This is a genomic window from Microbacterium arborescens, from assembly GCF_030369635.1.
Taxonomy (GTDB): domain Bacteria; phylum Actinomycetota; class Actinomycetes; order Actinomycetales; family Microbacteriaceae; genus Microbacterium.
On sequence record NZ_CP128474.1, the window covers coordinates 968335 to 988421 of the forward strand.

Here is a 20087-nt window from a genome sequence, read left to right on the forward strand (position 1 = left end):
GCACCGAAGGTGGCTTGTCATGCCCGTTGAGCGCCCACGCGCCCGTTTCCTGACCATCGCGATGACGGCGTCGCTCGCCGCGGGAGCGGTCTCGCTCTCGCTGGCGGCTCCCGCGCTTGCAGCGCCCACGGCTGCCGACGCGGCATCCGACCCGCTGATCGTCACCGAGATCGCCCCCGACAACGTCGGCGTCGACGACTACGAGTTCTTCGAGGTGCACAACCGCGGTGCCGCAGACGTCGACCTGGCGGCCGCGGGGGTCTCGTTCGCGTACACCTACACCGACGGCGCCGATCGCTCTCGCGACGTGCCGCTCACCTTGCCCGACCCGGTCGTGATCCCCGCCGGCGGCACCGTGGTGTTCTGGCTGAGCTACACGGCGGGCAGCGTCGATTCCTTCGCCCGCTCGGTCGACGACTTCCGGGCGCATTGGGGGGCCGGCGCCGACACGACCGTGGTGCGCGTGACGGGGCAGGCCGGGATGGCCAACAGTGCGCCGCGCGGTATCCGCATCCTTCAGAACGACCAGACGGTCGGGTGGTCGACCTACGGGCGCACCGCGGCAGCGGCCGGAGAATCCGCGCACTTCCGCCTGCCCGCCGAGCGGGTCGACGGCGGTGCCGACATCCTCGCGGAACCGGCCGTGGCCACCCCCGGTGTCGTGGCTCCCGAAGCCGTCACCCCGCCCGTCGGCGAGGAGCCCGGGGGCCAGTCGGGCTTCGACCCGAAGCCCGATCCGACCGTCGTCACCGCGCCGCTGCAGATCACCGAGCTGCTGCCCGACTCGGCGAACGTCGCGGGCTCGGACGCCTTCGAGTTCATCGAGGTGTACAACGCCTCGAGCGACCCGATCGACTTCTCCGACTACACGATCGACTACCTGTACCCGGTCGAGGGCTCGTCGAGCGTCTGGCCGGCCGTGCCCGGCGACGTCGTGATCCCGGGCGGGGAGACGCTGGTGCTGTGGATCAAGAACGGCGCCAACGACGCGCTCACCGCCGCCGACTTCAACGCCCACTTCGATTCGAGCCTCGTTCCGGGTGAGGGCCTCGTCGAGATCTCCTCCGCGGGTATGGCGAACGGCTCCGCTCGCGGCATCGCCATCGAGACCAACAGCGGCCGCCACGTCAGCACGGCGTTGTACAACCTCGACGGCGCCGATGACACCGTGGCCGACCAGGGGATCCGCTACACCGTCGGAGCGGATGTCGCCACGCAGCGGATCGTCGATCTCGCCCCGGCGTCACCGGGTGCCGTGCAGGCAGACCAGGTTCCCGCGGGGCTCATGATCGTCGCGCCGGACACGCAAGCGCCGATGATCGTCGACGGCACCGCCGCCGAGATCCAGCCGGGCACCGACTTCGCCATCACCGCGACCGTGACCGACGATGTGCTGGCGCGGACCGTGACGCTCGAACTCGCCAACGACGTCGATCGCGCCCCGGCGCGCATCAACCTCCTCGACGCGGGCGACGGATCGGTGACGTTCGTAGTCAACGCCGCCGACCTCATCGGCAAGAGCTGGTACGAGTACACGATCACGGCGAGCGACGGCACGAACTCCACGTCCACCGAGGCTCGTCGTGTCCCGGTAGCGGGGGTCGACGCCAATCCGGTCCGGCTCAATCTCGAGGACGGCCGGTTCGTCTCGGGCGCGACCGAGGTCGTGGCAGCCGGCGACACCTACCCCAGTCCGATCGAGCTGACGATCGACGGGGCGGCCGTGCCGACCGAGCCCACTCTGGAGGACGAACCCCGATTCGTCTTCGACACGACGAACGTCAACTACTACTTCAAGAACGGCGTGCGCATCGGCGACGATGTCCTCAACATCTTCGAGATCGGCACGGAGGGATGGGAGACGGTCGTCACCCCCGTTCCGCTCGAGTACGTCGTCCGCGGCGATGAGCTCGTCGTCAGCGTCTGGGCGGGAACGAAGAAGGCGCCCGAGATCGACCTCGCCGAGAACAACGACGATTTCGAGATCCGAGGCCTGCGCCTGGTCCTGCCCGACGGGCGGACGCTCACACCCGTCGGCTACGACGACCCCGCCGCCGTCCTCCGTATGGGCGACAGCGTGACCGAGACGGGAGCCCCGACGGGCAAGCTCGACTTCTACGAGGCGCGCTTCGCCCTGCCCGACGACGCGTTCGCCGCGCTCTCGGCCTCGTGGGACACGACCGAGCGCGCGGACGGCGCCGCGGTCGTCGCCGCCACCGACGGACAGACGGCGCTCTCGCGAACGGTGACGGTCGACAACACCGCCCCCGTCGTGGTGTCTCAGATCGTGGACGGCACGTCGTACCAGGGCCCGATCCTCATCGACGCCGCGATCACCGACGCGGGCTCGGGTGTCGCGAGCACCGTCGCCCGACTCGACGGCGAAGAGATCGCCCTGCCCCATGAGACCTCCTCGGTGGCCCTTGCCGCGGGGGACCACCGCGTGGAGATCACCGCGACCGACCACGTCGGCAACACCGGCACGTGGACCGCGACCTTCACGACCTACCAGGAGCAGCCGAGCGCGGGCGCGCTCGCGCCGGCCGAAGGGGCGGAGGTCGCCGCCGGTGAGGTGACCCTGCAGGCGAAGGTCGAGGACCCGACGGGCGACGTGCTCGACGTGAGCTTCCTCGAGGGCCGCCGGCTCGATCTGTCGGACGGTGACGTCAGCGTGCAGTCCGGCACCGTGCAGGACGCTCGCGCCGTCGATCGCGCCGAGGCGGAGCCGCTGACCGCGGACGACCTGAGCACGCTCGCGGCCGTCGACGGGGTCGCGGAGGAGATCTCGAGCGACCGCGCCTTCCCATACCAGTCGTTCGACGTCGCAGTCAGCGACGCCGACGCCGGATCGGATGTCCGCTCGACGTGGTCGGGTCGTGCCGACGCGGGAGCCACCGTGATCCTCTACGTGCAGCGCGCGGACGGATCGGGATGGGACGAGGTCGACCGCCACGTGAGCGCGTCCGACGACGAGTCGTTCTCGCTCGACGCCGTCGTCGCGGTCGACGACTACGCATTCGCCGCCTCGGACGGCGCGGGACGGGTGGTGCGGATGCTCGTGCAGCACTCCGAAGGCTTCGCGGGCGCGGACCGCTCGGACCGGACGACTCCGGTCGCACCGCACAACGCCGCCGATGTTCCGCGCAGCGAGTACGACTTCACCCTGGCGTGGGAGTCGGACACGCAGTACTACAACGAGAACACCCTGCCCGGGGAGCCGTATCGTCACCAGCAGGCCATCCACTCGTACCTGCTCGACCGGCGCGACGACCTCAACCTGCAGTACCTCTTCCACACCGGCGACATCATCGACGACTACGACGTCATGGAGCAGTGGGAGCGAGCCGACCCCGAGTACCGCCGCCTCGACGAGGCCGGTCTGCCCTACGGCGTGCTCGCCGGCAACCACGATGTGGGCCACCACCTCGAGGACTACTCGAACTACGGTGCGTACTTCGGCGAGGACCGCTACGCCGGCAATCCCTGGTACGGCGGCAGCTTCGAGGACAACCGCGGTCACTACGACCTCATCTCGGCGGGCGGCATCGACTTCCTCATGCTGTACACCGGATGGCTCCCCGGCGATCAATCGATCGCGTGGATGAACGAGGTGCTCGCGCAGCACCCCGATCGCGTCGCGATCATCGCGCAGCACGAGTTCATCCTCACCACCGGCGGGCTCGGCGTGATCCCGCAGCGGGTCATGGACGAGGTCGTCGCGACCAACCCGAACGTCCGCATGGTCTTCTCCGGGCACTACCACGACGCATTCCTGCGCGAGGACGCGTTCGACGACGACGGCGACGGCGTCTCGGATCGCACCGTGTACTCGATGTTGTTCGACTACCAGGGCCTCCCGGAGGGCGGCCTCGGCTTCCTCCGCCTCCTGCACTTCGACAACGAGGGGCGGCAGATGCTCGTGCGCACCTACTCGCCGTCACTCGACGTCTACAACTCCGACGAGCCGAGCCTCCTGGGCCCGGCGGGAGCAGGGGACTACTCGCAGCAGGAGTTCGCGCTCACGTACGAGCAGCTGCGCATCGACCCGGGCACGCGCACCCTCGGCACCGACGCCTTCTCGGCGGAGGTCCTCGGCGGCACGGAGATCGCGACGTTCTCGGATGTCGCGAGCGGCTCGATCCTCTCGGCCGCATGGCCGCTCGCCGAGGAGGGCGAGCGCGGGTGGTACGTCCGCACGAGTGATCCGTTCGGTGCTGTCGACAACTCGCGGGTGTCGCTGTTCACGGTCGTGGCGGCGGCCGAGCCCGGGAACCCCGGCAGCGGCTCGGGCGGGGGCTCGGACGGCGGCGTCGGAGGCGGCGGTGGTGCCGGCGGCACGGGTGGGGCTCCGGCCGACGGTGCGGGCGCGAGTGACACCGCGGGCTCGGTCGTCGGTGCGGGAACCGGATCTCGTCGCGACCTCGCCGCAACCGGCGGTGACGGCGCGACCGCCGTCACCGCGACCGGGATCGCCCTCGCTCTCCTGGCGGGTGGGGCCCTCCTCACCCTCCTGCGCCGGCGCGCGCATCGCCGCGAACGGGTCTGAGCCGTACCTGCCGGTTCAGTCAGCGGTCGGGTCTTCGGACCCGACCGCCACGTTCCATTCGGGCAGGGGGTCGGACAGCCGTCGCCAGGCCGTCGGACCCGCCGACAGCTCCGCGTCGTCGAGCACGGCAGCATCCAGGACGTGCCGAACAGCTGCGGTGTTCAGGTCGACGCCCGTCAGCGCGATGTCCTGGCCGACGTCGTCGAGTCCGTGGCCGGCCTCGATCGGGTCGATCCACATGGCCGAACCAGCCTGCTCCCACCGCGCGGGAACATTCGGCCGCGTCGCGAGACGGCAGACCCCGACCGATCGCAGGACCAGTCCGCACGAGCCGGAATCGAGCAGATCGAGAGCCAGCACGAGCCGGCCGGGGTGGAACGGGCGCAACTGCTCGTAGCGCATCGTCGCAACGCGTCGATCGGTCAGGAACGGATCGTGCTCGCCGTTGAGAGCACGCGTCCATCCGGCGCGGTCGCCCGCGTCGCGCAGCGGAAGGGTGGTGCCGAAGCCCAGTGCGGAGAGGTCGTCGACGACGCCGCGGCTGAGTCGGATGCGGGCGGTCGGTGCCAGGTGTGACGCGAGTGCCATGAGGATCGACAGGTCGGCCGTCGGCATCCGCTCCCAGTTGACGATCACGACGGCGCTCGCCGCCTCGATCAGCTGCGCCGCCAGCCGCGCCCGTGCTCCGACGTCTGCTCGCCCGTCTCCGTGCGGGACGGTCCGACGCAGCGGTGCCTCGTCGCGCAGGTCGTCCATCGCATGGCGGGCATCCAGCACGCAGAGCGAGGGCATTCCGTGGACGGTGGCGTGGATGTGGGCCGGGTCGGCGTCGCTGGCGAGGTCGATGACGCGGAGGGCGCGATGGCGCCCGGCGATGACGCACAGACGGGCGTAACGACGGCGTTCGGCGCTGCAGACGCCGGTGACGGCGAGATGAGTGGTCACGGTGTTCTCTCCGGCTCGAGTTGTGGCGATCGGTCCTCCACCGTACCTTGTTGTTGATAAGAGTTCTCAATAGGAGGTCGTCGTGAAGGTTCGCGCATCCATCAAGTCGCTGAAGAATCAGCCCGGCGCGCAGGTCGTGCGTCGCCGTGGCCGCGTATACGTCATCAACAAGCTCAACCCGCGGTTCAAAGGGCGTCAGGGCTGAGGCGCGGCCCGATGACACGTGTCGTCGAATCGCGCAACATGTGCCCCGTGCCCGCCGCGCGCGGTTAGCGTGATCGGCATGAGCACCCCCGCTGAGCGAGCCCAGACCCTGTCCGCACTCCATGCCGCGCCCGAGATCCTCCGGGTGGTGAACGTGTGGGACGTGGTGTCGGCCGAGGCCATCCTGGCTCTGCCCGAGACGCGCGCGATCGCCACCGCCGGTCACTCGATCGCCGCGTCGTTCGGGTACGAGGACGGCACCGACATCCCGCTCGAGATCGTGCTCGACATGGTGGGCCGCATCGTCTCGGTGGCCGGCGACGTCCCGGTGTCGGCCGACCTCGACGCCGGCTTCGGCGACCCCGGTGAGACGACGCGCCGGGCCATCGGCGTGGGCATCGTCGGAGCCAACGTCGAAGACCGCCTGCAGCCTCTCGCGGACTCGGTCCGCGCGGTCGAGGCCATCGTCCGGGCGGGGGAGTCCGAGGGTGTCCCGTTCGCCCTCAACGCCCGCACCGACGCCTTCGTGCGCGCGGGCGACCGTTCGACCGAGGAATCGATCGCCGACGCCATCGAGCGTGGTCGCGCCTACCTCGACGCCGGCGCCGATCTGGTCTTCGTTCCGGGTATCCTCGACGCCGACATCACCCGGCGCCTCGTCGACGGCCTCGGAGAGCGCAAGCTCAGCGTGATCGGGCTGCCGGGTGCGCTGACGGCCAAGGAGTACGAAGACCTCGGGGTCGCCCGCATCTCGTACGGCCCGACGACGCAGCGCGTGGCGCTGACGGCGCTGCAGGACGTCGCCCAGCAGCTCTACGCCAACGGGGTCATCCCGCCCTCGACGCGTCCGCTGAACTAGGGGGGCGGATACCGACGCCCACCGTCCTTCGCGGGGCGGTGGGCGTCGGCATCCCGCGCTCAGGCGAGTGCGGCGCGAAGCCCGTCGGCGAACGACGTCGTCGGTCGTCCGATGAGGCGCGAGAGGGTGTGGTCGTCCACATCGAGAACGCCCTCGCGGATGCCGGTGTCGATCCCCGCGACGAATCGGGCGGTGTCGGCATCCAGCCCGGCGCCTTCCAGCGCGGCGATGTGGTCGTCCGTCGAGACGCGGACATACGCGACGTCGCGACCGAGCACCTCGGCCGCTCCGGCGGCGACGGCGTCGTAATCGATGCGGGTGTCACCGGCGAACTCGTAGACCTCACCGATGCGACCGTCCTCGAGGAGGACGACAGCGGCCCCCTCGGCGAAGTCGGCGCGCGAAGCGGCGGCGATGAGGCCCTCGCCGACAGATGCCGCGATGACGCCGCTCTCGGCGGCCCGCTGGACGTCGGGCAGATAGTTCTCGATGTACCAGTTGTTGCGCACGATCACGGCGGGGACGCCGCTCGCGGCGATCGCCTCCTCGGTCGCCTTGTGCTCGGCGCCCAGCGCCCACTCGAAGGTCGTCGCCTTCGGGGCGCTGGTGTAGACGAGCTTCGACACGTTCGCCGCCGCAGCCGCGTCGATGACGTTCTTGTGGCCCGCGAACCGCTTGCCCGGTTCCGATGCCGAGATGAGCAGCACGCTCTCGACATCTGCCAACGCGGCGTTCAGCGAGGCGGGATCGTCGTAGTCGACACGGGCGGTGCGCACTCCGCGGTCCGCGAGGTCGGCGAGCTTCGTGAGGTCGCGCGCGCCGGCCACGATGGTGTCGGGGGAGACGCCGCGGGCGAGCAGGGCCTCGACGACGAGGTGGCCGAGCTGTCCGCTCGCTCCGGTGATGAGGATGGTCATCGGTGATCCTTTCGATCGGGTGTTGCCGGGCACAACCTCCGATCGCTGGTCACGCATTCCAACCGTGGGGTACCCACTTTTCGGTAAGCTACGCACATGACAGTGAGTTTCGCGCAGATCCGGGCGACGTCCGATCAGATCTTCACCGAGAACTGTCCGACGCGCGTCGTGCTCGACCACGTCATGAGCAAATGGGGCGTGCTCGTGCTGCTCGCGCTCACCGACGGAACCGCGCGATGGGGTGAGCTCCGCCGCTCCGTCGCGGGCATCAGCGAGAAGATGCTCGCCTCGACGTTGCGCACGCTGGAGGCCGACGGCATCGTGAGCCGCACCGCCTACCCCGAGGTTCCGCCTCGCGTGGAGTATGCGCTGACCGAACGCGGCGATGAGCTGATGGAGCGCATGATGCCGCTCATGGAGTGGATCGCGGCCCACGCGGACGAGATCGTCGAACGTCGGGGTTGAAGGCTGGGTATCCGATGCGAACCCTGTCACCGGGAGCGATAACGATATATCGTCAGGTATCGCTAACGTATCGACGACCGGGAGGTCAGCATGAGCGGAACATTCCCCACCGGCGGTTTCGGCAGCCGTGACAACATCTTCGGCGGTCGGGGCGGCTTCAACGTCTCCGACCTCGGAAACAACGTGTTCGAAGCCTTCGACCAGTTGAAGTCGACCTTCGAGCAGAAGGTGAACACCCGGGTGGGACGCGGCGACGTCCGTGCCGCCGTGCTCGCCCTCCTCGCCGAGCAGCCCATGCACGGCTACCAGATCATCCACGAGATCGAAGAGCGCAGCGGCGGTTCGTGGAAGCCGAGTGCCGGATCGGTCTATCCGACGCTCCAGCTGCTCGCTGACGAGGGACTCGTGAGCGCGGAGGAGTCCAACGGTCGCAAGACCTACTCGCTCACCGAGGCCGGCCGCGCGGCGGCGGGCGAGGCGGGCGAGAAGTCCGCCCCGTGGGAAGGCACGAGCCGCGACCACAGCCGGGTGACAGCGCTGCCCAAGGCAGGAGTCGAGCTGGCGCAGGCCGCCGCTCAGGTCGGCCGCAGCGGATCGCCCGAGCAGGTTCAGCAGGCCGTCGAGATCCTCGACGACGCGCGTCGCAAGCTGTACGCCCTGCTCGCGCAGGCCTGACGCGGGTGGCCTCGGCCGACCCGCATCGCGTCGCGTCACCCGGCACCCTCGCGGCGCCGGGTGACGCTCGCGCGCGTGCGCGCTATCGCCGCATCCTGCGATTCGCCGCTCGCGCACTGGTGCAGACGTGGTGGTTCGAGATCGTCCTGCCGCGCTTCGGTCTCGAGCGGATCGCCGAACGCGGGCGTACGGCGCGGCTGCGCCGGCTGGCGCGCCGATTCCACATGCTCGCGGTCGAGCTCGGCGGGCTCATGATCAAGGTCGGGCAGTTCATGTCGTCCCGGCTCGACGTCCTGCCCCCGGAGATCACCACCGAGCTGGCCGGACTGCAGGACGAGGTGCCGCCGGTGCCCTTCGACCAGATCCGGACGGCCGCCGAGTCGGAGCTCGGGATGCCGCTGCGCGACGCCTACGCGTCATTTGACGAAGAGCCGGTGGCCGCGGCATCCCTCGGGCAGGCCCATCGTGCCCGACTCACGCCCGAGCAGGCCGTCGATGCCGGGTTCACCGACGTCATCGTGAAGGTGCAGCGCCCCGGCATCCAGACGATCGTCGACGTCGATCTCGCCGCGCTCCGGCGCATCGCCCGTTGGCTCCGGCGCATCCGCCTGGTCTCTCGCCGCGCGGACATGCCCGCACTCGTCGAGGAGTTCGCCGTCACGAGCCTCGAAGAGATCGATTATCGTCACGAGGCGGCCAACGCCGAGCGTTTCCGCGAGAAGTTCGCCGACAACCCCCGGGTCGCCGTTCCCGAGATCGCGTGGGAGCGCTCGACGTCGCGCGTACTGACCCTCGCCGACGTCACCGCGATCAAGGTCACGGACGTCGAGGGGCTACGGGCCGCGGGCATCGATCCCCACGACGTGGCCGGCGTGTTCGCCTCGGTGATGTTCGACCAGTTCTTCGGCTTCGGCTTCTTCCATGCCGATCCGCATCCCGGCAACGTCTTCGTGACGCCTGTGCCCCCCGATCAGCGGCGCGAGGGCCGGCCCGACTGGCTGCTCACGTTCATCGACTTCGGGATGATGGGCGAGATCTCTTCCTCGACGCGAGAAGCTCTGCGAACCGTCCTCGTCGCCGCGGCGGCGCGCGACGGCCGCGGGCTCGTCGCCGGGATCTCGCAGGTCGGCGCACTGTTGCCCTCCGCCGACGTCCGCGAGCTCGAGCGAGCGATGACCCAGCTCTTCGCCCGCTTCGGCGGCATGGGGTTCGCTGAACTGAAACAAGTCGATCCCCGTGAGTTCCGCGATTTCGCAGGGGAGTTCGGTGAGCTCGCACGCGCGCTGCCGTTCCAGCTGCCCGAGAACTTCCTGCTCGTCGTGCGAGCGGCATCGCTCACCTCGGGCGTCTGCACGTCGATCGATCCCGCATTCAACCTCTGGGATGCCGTGGAGCCGTACGCCGCTCGGCTTCTCCGCGAGGAACGCGGCGATCTCATGCGCGATGTGGCGCGGCGTGCGATGGGGCTCGCCGACGTCACGATGCGCCTGCCGCAGCGGCTCGACGGCCTCATCACGCATCTCGAGGACGGCAACCTCGACTTCGACAGCGGCCGGCTCGAACGGCGGATGTCGCGTCTGGAACGACTGGGACGCCGAGCGGTCTCGGGAATCCTCTTCGCCGGCCTGCTCGTGGCAGGAGTGCTCATGCGCCCCGACGACGAGACGTTCGGGACAGTGCTGATGGCGCTGTCGGCGTTGCCGTTGCTGCACGTCGTCTTCGCCGGGTTCTTCGGCCCGCGCGACTGACGGCTGGGTAGCCTGGAACAATGCCCCTCGACCCCTCGGGAACGGGCGCGCGCGACCAGCTCGCCGCGCTCGCCGCGCGTCTCGGACGCCCGGCGTCCGGCGCGGGCCCGGCCGGTGACGTGGCGGCGGCTCCCGGCACGCGGGCCGCCGCCGTGCTCGTGCTGTTCGGCGTCCTCGACGACCGCCCGAGCGCTCACGCGCCCGAGGGCGCGCTCTCGCGTGAGCTCGACGTCCTGCTGCTCTCGCGCGCGACGACGCTCCGGTCGCACCCGGGTCAGGTGGCGCTGCCGGGCGGGCGGGTCGATCCCGGTGACGTCGACGTCGTCGCCGCGGCACTGCGCGAAGCGCGCGAGGAGACCGGCCTCGACACCGAAGGCGTGGAGGTTCTCGGAGCCCTTCCGCCGGTGCCCTTGGAGTACTCCCGTCACCTCGTGACCCCCGTCCTGGCATGGTGGCGTCGCCCGTCGCCGGTGCGCGTGGTCGACGTGGCCGAGTCCGCCGCGGTCTTCCGCGCTCCCGTCGCCGACCTGCTCGCGCCGGCGAATCGAGGCGTCACGGTGCTGCGACGCGACGGCTCCGAATGGCGGGGACCGGGCTTCGTCGTGCGTCAGGATGCCGCCGAGTTCCTCGTCTGGGGCTTCACCGCCATGCTCCTCGACGGCCTGTTCACCGAGCTCGGCTGGACCCAGGCCTGGGACACCGAGCGGGAGCTGCCCCTCCCGCCCCCGTGAACGTCGTGCTCCCGGGCATCAGAATCGCCAGATGAGCGGTACGTAGAACACGGCCGCGAGCAGGAACAGGACGCTCAGGGGGAGACCCAGCCGCCAGTAGTCGCCGAACCGATAACCGCCGGGGGTCATCACCATGAGATTGACCGGGGTGGCCACAGGGGTCAGGAACGATGACGCTCCGGCGACGGTGAGGGCCATGAGGAACGGCAGCGCGCTGACCTCGAGGGTGATGGCTATCGACGTCGCGACCGGGGCGACGATGAGCACGGTGGCGACGTTCGAGATGAACTGTCCGAGCACGATCACCACGACGCAGACGACGATGAGCGCCAGGTGCGGGTCGGCCTGCCCGACGACGGCGAGCATGCCGTCGGCCACGACGTCGGCGGCGCCCGTCTCGAGAAAAGCCACCGACAGCGGGATCATGCCGGCGATGAGCACGAGAGTGGTCCACGACACCCCGTGGTAGAGGTCGGGAAGCTTCACGACTCGGAAGAGGATGAGCGCTCCGGCGGCGAGGAGACCGGCGACGGCGGGCGGAACGGCGCCGGTGGCCAGCAGCGCGACCATCACGGCGGTGACGGCGAGCGTGCGCCGCGAGCCACGGTGCAGCCGGGTGGGTCGCTGGGTGCGGATGGCTCCGGTGCGCACGGCCTCGGGAACCAGCGAGAGGGTCTCGGCCTCGCGCTCCGTGTGATGGTCGGGGGCGGGCTCCGGCCCGTGATGCGGCAGCAGCCGTGGGCCGAGCAGCACGACGATCGCGATCGTGGCCGCGACGAGCGGGAGCCCGACGAGTGCGAACTCGAAGAAGCCGAAGGGGCGGCCGGCCTCGGAATCCGCGAGCTCGGACACCACCACGTTCACGGGCGTTCCCGTCAGCGTGAGCAGAGAGGCCGATGAGGCGATGTATGCCAGCGGGATCATGAGCTGCGAAGGGGGCAGTCCCGATCGGCGTGCGACCACGGCTGCGACGGGGATGAGCGCGGCGACGGCGCCATTGATGCTGATCAGCGCGGTGAGGATCGCGACGATCCCGCCGACCCAGATCAGGATGCGGCCACGCCGCGTACCGGCGCGCGCGAGGATCACGGCACCGACGATCCGGGTGACGCCGCTCGTCTCGAGGGCCGTCGCGACGATGAACAGGCTCGCGATGAACAGCACCGTGGGATCGCCGAAGCCGGCGAACGCCTGGGGGAGGGTGAGCACCCCCGTGGCCCACAGCGCGAGCGCGACACCCACGGCCACGACCTCGAGCGGCACCCGCGCCGAGAGGAACGCGATGATCGCTGCGGCGAGGATCAGGAAAGTCGCGACGATCGGGTCCACTCGGCCCACGCTACCCGGCGGGGCCGACCGAGACGACGTGGCGATCTCCACCTGTGGGGGGAGGCGGCGACCGCGTCGCGACGAGAAGCTGGAGAGGTGAGTTCCCCCATCGATACGCCTCCGCCCCGACCGTCCGCCGCCTCGCGCCGCCGTAGCGCAGCAGCCGTCGCCGTCGCCGCTGCGACTGCCGCGGTGCTCAGCGCCTGCTCGGCGGACCCCGCCCCCGCAGCGACGTCCGCCCCGTCCGCGACCCCGGTCGAGATTCCCGTCACGCCGGTCGGCGACCAGGTCCGCTGGGTGATGGACGAGATCAACGCCGACGCGGCCACCGATATCGAAGACATCGAGACGCACTTCGACGCCGCCGCTCTGGAGCAGCTCCCGCCCGCGCAGCTGCAGGAGGTGTTCGCGCAGATGCAGGCCGCGGCCCCGTGGACGGCGGTCGGGTACGACGGCGTCGAGACCGAGGCCCGCGTGACCATCGAGTCCGCTCAGGTGACCTACGACATGTCGATCTCGGTCACCCCCGACGCTCGCATCCAGATGCTCCTGTTCAGCCCGCCGCAGCCTGAGCGCACGCCCGCGGCGTCCTGGGACGAGCTCACTCAGCAGATCGACGACGCCGCCTTCACCGCCGGCGTGCACGTCCGGGAGGTCGGGGGCGAGGTGCTCTACGAGGGCGGTGACCAGGCCGCCGGACCCATCGGCTCCATCTTCAAGCTGTGGGTGCTCGGCGCCGTCGTCGACGCCGTCGCGGCCGGACGGCTCGCCTGGGACGACGAGCTGGTCGTCGACGACGCGGTGCGGAGCCTCCCCAGCGGCGAGCTGCAGGACCGTCCCGACGGCACGAAGGTGACCGTGCGGGAGGCCGCCGACAAGATGATCGCCATCAGTGACAACACCGCGACCGACATGCTCATCCGGGCCGTCGGACGCGAGGCGGTCGAAACCGCGATGGTCTCGATGGGGCACTCCGACCCCGACGCGAACACCCCGCTGTTGACGACACGCGAGCTGTTCTGGCTCCTCTTCGGCGAGGCCGACCTGCGTGCGCTCTGGAGCGGGGCCGCCGACGACGCCGAGGCGCGACGGTCGGTGCTGGAGCGGCTGCCGGCGGGTGTCCCCGACCTCGCGGCGGCGGCCGCGGCGACGCCGGGCTGGCAAGACGGCATCGACTGGTTCGCAACTCCAGACGACCTGGCCGCAGCCCACGCGTCGCTGCAGGAACGGGCCCGCACCGACGCGGGTGCGCCCGTGCGCGACATCCTGTCCGCCAACCCCGGGCTCGATTTCGGCGAGAAGTGGACGTACGTCGGTTTCAAGGGCGGCAGCTCCATCGGCGTGCTCGCCGGGTCGTGGTACCTCGAGCGGGAGGAGGGCGCGCCGGTCGTGATCACGGTGCTCGCACGCGCCGACGACGCCACGACGCTCGCCGCCCCCGCCGTGGCGCTCGGGTGGGCGCAGGACGCAGCCGCGATCCTCGCCGGCCCGTAGCCTGGAACGATGAAGCGCTCGACGGGCACCGGCATCCTTCCGCGTCCGATGGGGTCGCGGGCGGCCGTGGCCGTACTGCTCGCGTCGACGCTGCTGCTGTCGGCGTGCACCGGGGCCGCCGACCCGCGACCCACCGACCAGGAGGCGACGCCCGTCCCCTCCGAGACGTCGACCGATCCCGCGGATGCCGCGCCGGCTCCGTGGCGTCCGACCGGCGACCCAGCCGACGTCGTCACGCAGTTCGAGGTGCCGTGGTCGGTCGTCGTGCTCGCCGATGGGACGCAGCTGGTCAGCCAGCGCGACGACGGGACGATCCTCGAGGTGGACACAGAGGGGGTGTCGCGCGTCGCCGGCGAGATCGACCTCACCGCCGCGGTCGGTGAGGGCGGGCTCCTGGGCATCGCCGTTCACGAGGCGGACGGCGAGACGCTCCTCTACGCGTACGTGACCACGGCCGACGACAACCGCGTCGTGCGGATGCCGCTCGAGGGCGACGCCGGTGATCGCCGGCTCGGCGACGCGGAGGTCGTGATCGACGGCATCCCGCGCGACCGCGTCCACAACGGCGGCCGCATCGCGTTCGGACCGGACGGTCTGCTCTACGTGGCGACGGGAGATGCCGGCACGCCCGAGGCGGCGCAGGACCCCGCTTCGCTCGCGGGCAAGATCCTGCGCCTGACGCCCGACGGTGAGCCGGTCGCCGACAATCCTCTCGGGTCGGAGGTGTATTCCCTCGGCCATCGCAACGTGCAGGGCCTCGCGTGGACGCAGGACGGCACGATGTGGGCGAGCGAGTTCGGACAGGACCGCTTCGACGAGCTCAACCGCATCGAGGCGGGCGGCAACTACGGCTGGCCCGATGTCGAGGGCGAGTCGGACGATGACCGCTTCATCGTACCGGTGGTCACCTGGACACCCGACGAGGCGAGCCCGAGCGGCATCGCGGCGCGCGGGAACACGATCTTCGTGGCGGCGTTGCGCGGCGAACGCGTGTGGCAGATCGATGTCGATGGCGGTGCTCTCGCCGGCGCGCCGATCGCCCTCTGGGAAGGCGAGCTGGGGCGGATCCGCGATGCGGTCGTCGCTGGCGATGACCTCTGGCTGCTCACGAACAACACCGACGGGCGCGGCAACGCCGCGTCCGGCGACGACCGACTCATGCGGGTGTCACTGACGGCCGGCGGCTGAACCGGCTTGATAGCGTTCACGGAGGACATTCGCAGACAGGGGACCTCATGACCGAACGCGTGACGTGGTTGCTCGTCGACGGCGAGAACATCGACGCGACGCTCGGCCAATCGATCCTCGGACGGCGTCCGTTGCCGGATGAACGGCCCCGGTGGGACCGTCTGCTGCAGTTCGTCGGCGATCAGTGGAAGCAGCCCGCGCGCGGTCTGTTCTTCCTCAACGCCAGCAACCACCTGCCGATGTCGTTCGTCCAGGCGCTGCTGGCGCTCGACTACAAGCCGGTCCCGCTGTCGGGCGACGTCGACGAGAAGGTCGTGGACATCGCCATCCAGCGCACGCTCGCCGCGCTGAAGGAGCGCGACGACGACGTCGTCCTGGTCAGCCATGACCGCGACTTCGTCGGTGAGGTCGCGGCGCTGACCGGACCCGACCGCCGGGTCGGCGTGCTGGCTTTCTCGGAATTCCGCAGCAGTGAGCTCACCGCCATACCCGGAGTCGAGTTCTTCGACCTCGAATACGACGTCCACGCCTTCGATGCCCCGCTGCCGCGCGTCCGCGTCATCCCGATCGAGTCGTTCGACCCGTGGGAGTTCCTGGCCTGACCGCCGCGCGCGTCCGGGCACTCGACGCAAGGCGCGTCAGAGACTGCGGATGTGCTTGATGTTCGACTTCGCGGTCTCGAGCACCGCGCCGATGCCGCCCGCGTCCTTCGCGCCGAGCACCATCTTCGCCATCGACATGCCGAAGCCCGCGACCTGATCCGCCGTGATCGCCGCCGGCATCGAGAGCGCATCGGGGTCGGTCACGATGTCGACGATCGAGGGCCCGCGGTGGGCGAGGGCGGCGGATGCGGCGACCTCGAGGTCGGCGGGGTCGGTGACCCGCTGCGCGTGGAACCCGAGCGCCCGCCCGACGGCGGCGAAGTCGACCATCGGCACGTCGACGCCGAAGTCGGGGAAGCCCGCGACCAGCATCTCGGCCTTCACCATCCCGAGGGTCGAGTTGTTGAACACGAATATGTTCAGCGGCAGGTCGTAGGCGGCCACGGTGATCAGCTCGCCTAGGAGCATCGAGAGCCCGCCGTCGCCCGCGATGGCGATGACCTGCCGATCGGGATATGCCATCTGTGCGCCGAAGGCGTGGGGGAGGGCATTGGCCATCGAACCGTGGCGCCAGGATGCCAGCAGGCGCCGCTCGGGCCCGGGAGTGACGTACCGGGCCTGCCAGACGTTTCCCATACCGGTGTCGGCGGTGAAGACGGCGTCGGATGCCGCAACCCGGTCGATGACCGACATCGCGCGCTCGGGGTGGATCGGCTGCGCGTCGGAGTCGGTGTAGGTCGCGACGGAGTCCTTCATGGCCTTCCGATAGCGCTTCAGTGTGCGCTCGAGGAACGCGTCGTCGGTCTTGGCGGCGGTTCGTGACCGCAGCGCCGCGAGGGTGAGACCCACGTCGCCGTGGACGGGATGCGTCACGCCCGCGCGACGCCCGAGCCGCTGGGCGTCGACGTCGATCTGCGCGATCACCGTCTTGGCACCGTCGGGCAGGAACTGCTCGTAGGGGAAGTCGGTGCCGACCATGAGGAGGAGGTCGACCTCGTGCATGGCGTGGTCGATGGCACCGTAGCCGAGCAGGCCCGACATGCCGACGTCGAAGCGGTTGTCGTACTGGATCCACTGCTTGCCGCGCAGCGAGTGCCCCATCGGCGCCTGCAGGTGCTCGGCGAACGCGATCACCTCGTCACGCGCGTCACGCACTCCCTCGCCGGCGAAGATCGCGATCTTCTCGGCCTGGTCGATGGCCGCGGCGAGCTCGGCGACGCTGCGCTCATCGGGAGCGACCCGGCCCGGCCGGGCAGCGACGAAGGGCGGGAACTCACCCGTCGAGTGAAGCTCGGCGAGGTCGCCGGGCAGCACGATCACCGAGACGGACGACCCCGCGGTCGCGTGACGGATCGCGGAGTTCACCACGCGCGGCGACTGCTGAGGCGTCATGACCATCTCGCAGTAGTCGCTGCACTCCGTGAACAGCCGTTCGGGGTGCGTCTCCTGGAAGTAACCCGACCCGATCTGCAGGCTCGGGATGTGGCTGGCGATCGCGAGCACCGGCACACCGGATCGCTGCGCATCGAAGAGGCCGTTGATCAGGTGCAGGTTGCCGGGACCGCAGCTTCCTGCGCACACGGCCAGCTCGCCGGTGAGCTCGGCGTCCGCTGCCGCAGCGAAGGCGGCGGCCTCCTCGTGGCGGACGTGGATCCAGTCGATCCCGCCCTCCGCGGCGCCCCCGGTTCGTCGCACCGCGTCGACGATCGGATTGAGTGAGTCGCCGACGATGCCGTAGATACGCTTCACCCCCGCATCGATCAGCTGGGCGACGATCTGTTCGGCGACGTTCTGCGGCACGGGGGCTCCTTCTGCTGAGGCTGTCCGGACAGTCTCAGTCTTCTCCCGCCGCCTGTGGGTGTGCCAGGGGTTGCGAATGGCCCGCCTGAGCGACAGGAGGCCCGCGCGTCAGCCCTTCAGGTCGGGGAAGTCCGACTCGCGCCACTCGGTCGTCAGACGCTCGCCGGCATCTGCTGCGGCGACTTCACGCTCGCGCAGCTCCACCCGGCGGATCTTGCCTGAGATCGTCTTCGGCAGCTCGAAGAACTCGACACGGCGCACCCGCATGTACGGCGGCATGTGCTCACGCGCGTGAGCGAGGATCGCCCGCGCGGTCTCGGCGGACGCTCCCCACGACGCCGCGAGCGCCACGTAGGCCTTCACGATGTTGAGCCGCACGGCATCCGGCGCCCCGACGACCCCCGCCTCGGCGACGGCGGGATGGGTCAAGAGGATCGACTCGACCTCGAACGGCGACACCTTGAAATCGCTGGCTTTGAACACGTCGTCGGTGCGTCCGACGAAGGTGAGCTGTCCGTCGGCGTCGCGGACGGCGACGTCGCTCGTGTGGTAATACCCGTCGTGATCGACCTTGGCGGTGCGCTCGGGCTCGCCGAGGTAGCCGGGCATGAGGTTGAGCGGACGCGTCGGAGCGGTGGGGAGACAGATCTCGCCCTCGTCTCCGATCCGACCCGTGAGGGGGTCGATGAGCACGATGTCGTTGCCCGGAAGCGGGCGACCCATCGCACCCGGCTTCACCGCGACACCCGGGGTGTTGCCGATGACCGCCGTCAGCTCGGTCTGGCCGTAGCCGTCGCGGATCTGCAGACCCCACCAGCGCTCGATCGTGTCGATCACTTCGGGGTTCAGGGGCTCGCCGGCCGACAGAAGCTCGCGCAGCGCGTGCGGACGCTTCTCGAGATCGGCCTGGATCAGCATGCGCCAGACCGTGGGCGGTGCGCAGAAGGTGTTGACGCCGTTGCGATCGAGCTGCTCCACGAGGCGTGCGGCGTCGAAGCGTGCGTAGTTGTACACGAAGATCGTCGCCTCGGCGATCCACGGGGCGAAGAACAGGCTCCACGCGTGCTTGCCCCACCCCGGGGCGCTGATCGTCATGTGGACGTCGCCGGGGCGCACGCCGATCCAGTAGGTCGTCGAGAGATGCCCCACCGGGTAGCTCACGTGCGTATGGACGACCATCTTGGGTCGCGACGTCGTTCCCGAGGTGAAGTAGACGATCGCCGGGTCGTCCGAGGCGACGACGACGCCGGGCGCGGTGTCAGCGGCGGTCGCTGTGTCGGCGAACGACTGCCAGCCCGGGCGCTCGCCGCCCACGACGATGCGCTCGAACCGACCCGCGATCCCGTCGAACTTGGCGGCGTCGACCGGGTCGGCGAGCACGGCGCGGATGTCGGCGCGCTCGACTCGTTCGAGGAGGTCGTCGGTGCCCAGCACGACGGATGTCGGCAGGATGACGGCGCCGATCTTGAGGATCGCGAGCATCGCCTCCCACAGCTCGACGCGGTTGCCGAGCATCAGCATGACGGCATCCCCGTGCCCGATGCCCTGCTCGGTGAGCCAGTTGGCGACGCGGTTCGAGCGCCGACGCATCTCGTCGTACGTGACCTGAACCTCGGTGCCGTCCTCGTCGACGACGTGCAACGCGACGCGGTCGTTGCCGGTCGCGATCGCGTCGAACCAGTCGACGGCCCAATTGAAGTGGTCGCCGACGTCAGGCCAGACGAACCCCGCGTGGGCCGCCTCGGGCGAATGCGCGTTGTCGAGAAGGAAGTCGCGGGCGGCGCGGAACGCGGCTGTCGCCGCCGTCGCATCGGGAGAAGACATGGGCCTCGGATCTGTTCTCTCGTCCGCAGCAGGCGCACCGGACGCCTTCCGAGTCTAAGAAGGACCGGATGCTGGGCGAAGCATGGGACACGCGGATTCAGCGCGAGGCGATCACCGTGGAGACCCCGTCGTCGACCAGCAGCGCCTGATCGTCTCGCAGCAGCAGGAGGGCGAAGTCCGACCCGTAGGTGTCGACGGTGCGGCGGATCAGCTCAGGCGGGTAAGGCGGCAGGGCGCCGTCGGCATGCGGGATGACGGTGACGTCGATCAACCCGAGACCCGCGTGGGTCGCGAGGGCGGGGCCATCGGCCGGATCGTCCATGAGCGAGGCGGGTGTCACGTCGGGCGCCGCGACGATGGATCCCGCGCTCAGCCCGACATAGGGGAGGCCGCGGCGCACATGGTCGACGAGGACGTCGTCGTTGCCGGAGAGACGGAGGGCCTCGAGCAGAGCGAACGTGCTGCCGCCCGCGACGTAGACGGCTCCGGCGTCGGACAGCAGGCGGGCCGCATCCGCCGGGGCGGTGTCGCGCAGTGTGGCGTCGACGACCTCGCGGCCGCAGGCCAGCACCGCGTCGCGCTCGGCGGCGATGAACGGCGCATCGCGGAACGCAGCCTGAGCATCGTCGACGTAGACGATCGGTCCCGGTCGGGCGCCGTCATCGAGGAACGGGCGCATCGCGCCGGCCTGCAGGGAGAGAAGAAGCAGTCGCACGCCTTCCACGCTATCGACGGCGGCGGACACCGACCTCGCGGGGGA

Annotated in this window: 16 protein-coding genes; 10 read left to right on the forward strand and 6 right to left on the reverse strand. The window is 70.1% G+C overall.

All coding sequences use genetic code 11. From position 1 onward, the window contains the following. Window positions 1–19: 19 nt before the first annotated feature. Complete coding sequence (locus tag QUC20_RS04545) at window positions 20–4546, forward strand: lamin tail domain-containing protein (RefSeq protein ID WP_289331073.1); 4527 nt, start codon at window positions 20–22, stop codon at window positions 4544–4546. Between the two features lie 15 nt (window positions 4547–4561). On the opposite strand, the gene QUC20_RS04550 is transcribed toward QUC20_RS04545, so the two are convergent. Next, a complete protein-coding gene (locus QUC20_RS04550) occupies window positions 4562–5491 on the reverse strand; it encodes a GTP-binding protein (RefSeq protein ID WP_289331074.1) in 930 nt (309 codons plus the stop codon). 82 nt (window positions 5492–5573) lie between these two features. Between QUC20_RS04550 and ykgO the strand changes: the two genes are divergently transcribed. Next, complete coding sequence (gene ykgO, locus QUC20_RS04555; RefSeq protein WP_023951906.1) at window positions 5574–5696, forward strand: type B 50S ribosomal protein L36; 123 nt, start codon at window positions 5574–5576, stop codon at window positions 5694–5696. A gap of 78 nt (window positions 5697–5774) precedes the next feature. Further along, the gene (locus QUC20_RS04560) at window positions 5775–6554 is read left to right on the forward strand and encodes an isocitrate lyase/PEP mutase family protein (protein ID WP_289331075.1); all 780 of its coding nucleotides are present in this window, start codon (window positions 5775–5777) and stop codon (window positions 6552–6554) included. A gap of 59 nt (window positions 6555–6613) precedes the next feature. On the opposite strand, the gene QUC20_RS04565 is transcribed toward QUC20_RS04560, so the two are convergent. Further along, window positions 6614–7471: an SDR family oxidoreductase gene (locus QUC20_RS04565; RefSeq protein WP_289331076.1), complete on the reverse strand. Its 858-nt coding sequence runs from the start codon at window positions 7469–7471 to the stop codon at window positions 6614–6616. 96 nt (window positions 7472–7567) lie between these two features. Between QUC20_RS04565 and QUC20_RS04570 the strand changes: the two genes are divergently transcribed. The 4 genes from QUC20_RS04570 to QUC20_RS04585 all read left to right on the forward strand — a co-directional run bounded on the left by QUC20_RS04570 (window position 7568) and on the right by QUC20_RS04585 (window position 11090). Next, window positions 7568–7936, forward strand: a complete 369-nt coding sequence (locus tag QUC20_RS04570) for a winged helix-turn-helix transcriptional regulator (RefSeq protein WP_120263172.1) — start codon at window positions 7568–7570, stop codon at window positions 7934–7936. Between the two features lie 90 nt (window positions 7937–8026). Then, window positions 8027–8611 (forward strand): PadR family transcriptional regulator, encoded by a 585-nt coding sequence (locus QUC20_RS04575; protein ID WP_120263171.1) that lies wholly within the window; start codon window positions 8027–8029, stop codon window positions 8609–8611. 5 nt (window positions 8612–8616) lie between these two features. Beyond that, window positions 8617–10359, forward strand: a complete 1743-nt coding sequence (locus QUC20_RS04580; RefSeq protein WP_434543653.1) for an ABC1 kinase family protein — start codon at window positions 8617–8619, stop codon at window positions 10357–10359. A gap of 20 nt (window positions 10360–10379) precedes the next feature. Next, window positions 10380–11090, forward strand: coding sequence for an NUDIX hydrolase (locus QUC20_RS04585; protein ID WP_120263169.1), 711 nt, complete (start codon window positions 10380–10382; stop codon window positions 11088–11090). Between the two features lie 18 nt (window positions 11091–11108). Here QUC20_RS04585 and QUC20_RS04590 read toward each other — a convergent pair whose 3' ends face one another. Then, window positions 11109–12419, reverse strand: coding sequence for an SLC13 family permease (locus QUC20_RS04590; protein ID WP_289331077.1), 1311 nt, complete (start codon window positions 12417–12419; stop codon window positions 11109–11111). Between the two features lie 96 nt (window positions 12420–12515). Between QUC20_RS04590 and QUC20_RS04595 the strand changes: the two genes are divergently transcribed. From QUC20_RS04595 to QUC20_RS04605, 3 genes are read left to right on the forward strand one after another with little or no spacing between them, the layout of a single operon-like run. Continuing rightward, complete coding sequence (locus QUC20_RS04595) at window positions 12516–13913, forward strand: serine hydrolase (RefSeq protein WP_289331078.1); 1398 nt, start codon at window positions 12516–12518, stop codon at window positions 13911–13913. A 9-nt stretch (window positions 13914–13922) separates the two neighbouring features. Then, complete coding sequence (locus QUC20_RS04600; RefSeq protein WP_289331079.1) at window positions 13923–15101, forward strand: PQQ-dependent sugar dehydrogenase; 1179 nt, start codon at window positions 13923–13925, stop codon at window positions 15099–15101. A 47-nt stretch (window positions 15102–15148) separates the two neighbouring features. Continuing rightward, window positions 15149–15703 (forward strand): NYN domain-containing protein, encoded by a 555-nt coding sequence (locus tag QUC20_RS04605; RefSeq protein ID WP_120263166.1) that lies wholly within the window; start codon window positions 15149–15151, stop codon window positions 15701–15703. Window positions 15704–15739: 36 nt separating this feature from the next. Here QUC20_RS04605 and QUC20_RS04610 read toward each other — a convergent pair whose 3' ends face one another. The 3 genes from QUC20_RS04610 to QUC20_RS04620 all read right to left on the reverse strand — a co-directional run bounded on the left by QUC20_RS04610 (window position 15740) and on the right by QUC20_RS04620 (window position 20042). Continuing rightward, entirely contained in the window at window positions 15740–17503 is a 1764-nt protein-coding gene (locus tag QUC20_RS04610) for a thiamine pyrophosphate-dependent enzyme (protein WP_289331080.1), read from the reverse strand. Window positions 17504–17611: 108 nt separating this feature from the next. Next, window positions 17612–19327 carry an AMP-binding protein gene (locus QUC20_RS04615; RefSeq protein WP_289331081.1) on the reverse strand — a complete coding sequence of 572 codons (1716 nt, stop codon included), beginning with the start codon at window positions 19325–19327 and terminating at the stop codon, window positions 17612–17614. A gap of 97 nt (window positions 19328–19424) precedes the next feature. Next, window positions 19425–20042 (reverse strand): Type 1 glutamine amidotransferase-like domain-containing protein, encoded by a 618-nt coding sequence (locus QUC20_RS04620; protein WP_220700894.1) that lies wholly within the window; start codon window positions 20040–20042, stop codon window positions 19425–19427. Window positions 20043–20087 lie beyond the last annotated feature (45 nt).

What these genes read in the sequence shown, in the direction of transcription:
- QUC20_RS04575 (WP_120263171.1), top strand. Translation starts at nt 8,027, where the DNA reads ATGAGCGGAACATTCCCCACCGGCGGTTTCGGCAGCCGTGACAACATC.
- QUC20_RS04560 (WP_289331075.1), top strand. Translation starts at nt 5,775, where the DNA reads ATGAGCACCCCCGCTGAGCGAGCCCAGACCCTGTCCGCACTCCATGCC.
- QUC20_RS04570 (WP_120263172.1), top strand. Translation starts at nt 7,568, where the DNA reads ATGACAGTGAGTTTCGCGCAGATCCGGGCGACGTCCGATCAGATCTTC.
- QUC20_RS04565 (WP_289331076.1), bottom strand. Translation starts at nt 7,471, where the DNA reads ATGACCATCCTCATCACCGGAGCGAGCGGACAGCTCGGCCACCTCGTC.
- QUC20_RS04615 (WP_289331081.1), bottom strand. Translation starts at nt 19,327, where the DNA reads ATGTCTTCTCCCGATGCGACGGCGGCGACAGCCGCGTTCCGCGCCGCC.
- QUC20_RS04545 (WP_289331073.1), top strand. Translation starts at nt 20, where the DNA reads ATGCCCGTTGAGCGCCCACGCGCCCGTTTCCTGACCATCGCGATGACG.
- QUC20_RS04605 (WP_120263166.1), top strand. Translation starts at nt 15,149, where the DNA reads ATGACCGAACGCGTGACGTGGTTGCTCGTCGACGGCGAGAACATCGAC.
- QUC20_RS04600 (WP_289331079.1), top strand. Translation starts at nt 13,923, where the DNA reads ATGAAGCGCTCGACGGGCACCGGCATCCTTCCGCGTCCGATGGGGTCG.
- QUC20_RS04585 (WP_120263169.1), top strand. Translation starts at nt 10,380, where the DNA reads ATGCCCCTCGACCCCTCGGGAACGGGCGCGCGCGACCAGCTCGCCGCG.